The following is a 2,124-nucleotide window of genomic DNA, read 5'->3' on the forward strand; positions in this document are numbered from 1 at the left end:
TTCTATATGTTTGTCAGGATAACCAGATTCTGCAAATTCTTTAACCAGAATAAAGAATTTTTGATATCTTTCCTTTATTTTTTCGAGCTTATATTCTTTCGGTGTTACTTTCCATAAATATCTCTTGTATTCCTGCGGATATTTAATATTATTCAAATAATAATCAATCTTTTTATAAGAATTAGTGGATTGTATTTTATTTCTTAACTCTTCTACAATTTCATATTGTAGATTTTTATCTAATTCATCAATATATTTATTAACTAATTGAGCATATTCAACTGGAGTTGTGAAACAATCCCTCAAAGTAGAATATTTTATGGAAATTGCAGGAATTTTTTCAGACAATTCCTTTATAACTTCAGGATTAGTTGCTTGTAAATCTCGTATAAATTCAGGTCTTTCATGTATTTTAAATTCTATTTCCTTTAATGAAAGAAGATTTAGATTAATATTGGCAATCAGGCTTCTTACAAAAAAATCAGGATGCTTAATTGTTCCAATATCCTTAGATAATTCTACATTAATAGCTTTTGATTTACCATTTTTTCCAGCAATTAAATTAAATTGAACATAAATACCTTTTCCATGTAATTTTTTATCTTTTCTTAAATAATCTAAGAACTTTTGATCAATAATATTTTCCTCATCAAAACGATAACCTTGCTGATACTTCTCATACTTGGACATTTTTGAGAAACATTCTATATCTTCAGGTCTGACAATAAAGCCATAATTTTTACTATGACTATCGAACCAATGAATAAAACTTGTATATATCTGTTTAGTTTCCATATTAATTAGTAGGTTTATTGTAATAGTAAGTACCTTATTAGTTTACCAAGTAGTGTATAAAGTGCAGATAATAAACAAGAAATTTTACTGCATCATACATTTATACACAAAATATTACGTTGATTAATTCTATTTATTGTACCCATCACATTTTTAGCTTAACCGCCAACTGCTGATAAATAACATCCAACCATACGGGAATCACAGCCTTACCTTCATCCAAAGATGCGATCGCTCTTTTCCTATCAAATTCTACCAAAGAAAGCGAATCATCCTGTGATAACAACAACATAAACCGCCTCCCCTGACCCGAAACAAACAACTCTGGTTCTTGTTCCTTGAGTTGTTTCAGAATAAAACAAGCAATATCAAAACTTATCCCCGTAGACAACCAATATACCATAGCTGCCAACTCCACTAAATTAGACCTGGAGTAATAAATACTGCGTCCCGTTCCCGTCTCACTAATCACAGGCACAACAATCCCTTTCTCTCGCCAATACTGGATCTGGCGAAGGGTACAACCTGTAATTTGAGCCGCTTCCTTACTTGTGAAAAATTTTTCTTGCATAAAAAACATTTTACAGAAAGCTGCTACAATACAAATATGTTAGTATTAGACAAATATGTTTATTAAGTATGAGCCAAATCACTATTCAGTGTCGTTTAGTAGCCAGTGAAACTACCCGTCAACAGCTATGGCAATTGATGGTAGAGAAAAACACGCCACTGATTAACGAACTACTGAGTCAAATTGGTAAACACCCAGAATTTGAAACATGGCGACAAAAAGGTAAACACCCCACAGGTATAGTCAAAGAACTGTGTGAACCCTTGAAAAATGATCCGCGCTTCATGGGGCAACCTGCAAGGTTTTACACCAGTGCCACAGCATCAGTAAACTATATTTATAAATCCTGGTTTGCCCTAATGAAGCGGTTTCAGTCCCAACTAGACGGCAAACTGCGCTGGTTAGAAATGCTCAATAGTGATACTGAATTAGTAGAAGCCAGTGGAGTCTCCTTGGATATACTTCAGACTAAATCTGCCGAAATTTTGGCTCAATTTGCTCCCCAAAATCCTGCTAAAACTCAACCAGCAAAACGTAAAAAGACTAAAAAAGGGAAAAAATCTCCAACTTCAGATAGCGAACGTAATTTATCAAAAAACTTATTCGACACTTACAGTAATACAGAAGATAATTTAACTCGTTGTGCCATTAGTTATTTACTCAAAAATGGCTGTAAAATTAGCAATAAAGCAGAAAATACCGATAAATTCGCTCAACGTCGCCGCAAAGTAGAAAGAGAAACCAGAGTTAGTCACCGA

At 33.3% G+C, this 2,124-nt stretch carries 3 protein-coding genes; 1 reads left to right on the forward strand and 2 read right to left on the reverse strand.

Translation table 11 applies throughout. The annotated features are described in order from the left end of the window. Together FJR37_RS25845 and FJR37_RS25850 are read right to left on the reverse strand one after the other, a co-directional pair. The coding region (locus tag FJR37_RS25845) for a hypothetical protein (RefSeq protein ID WP_168467492.1) at nucleotides 1–795 on the reverse strand (795 nt) is incomplete at its 3' end. A gap of 145 nt (nucleotides 796–940) precedes the next feature. Beyond that, nucleotides 941–1,366, reverse strand: coding sequence for a MerR family transcriptional regulator (locus FJR37_RS25850; protein WP_168467493.1), 426 nt, complete (start codon nucleotides 1,364–1,366; stop codon nucleotides 941–943). Between the two features lie 68 nt (nucleotides 1,367–1,434). Between FJR37_RS25850 and cas12k the strand changes: the two genes are divergently transcribed. Beyond that, a partial coding sequence (cas12k, locus tag FJR37_RS25855; protein WP_217355404.1) for a type V CRISPR-associated protein Cas12k occupies nucleotides 1,435–2,124 on the forward strand: 690 nt, incomplete at its 3' end.

This window comes from Aphanizomenon sp. UHCC 0183 (assembly GCF_009712065.1).
GTDB lineage: Bacteria > Cyanobacteriota > Cyanobacteriia > Cyanobacteriales > Nostocaceae > Dolichospermum > Dolichospermum heterosporum.

What these genes read in the sequence shown, in the direction of transcription:
- FJR37_RS25850 (WP_168467493.1), bottom strand. Translation starts at nt 1,366, where the DNA reads ATGCAAGAAAAATTTTTCACAAGTAAGGAAGCGGCTCAAATTACAGGT.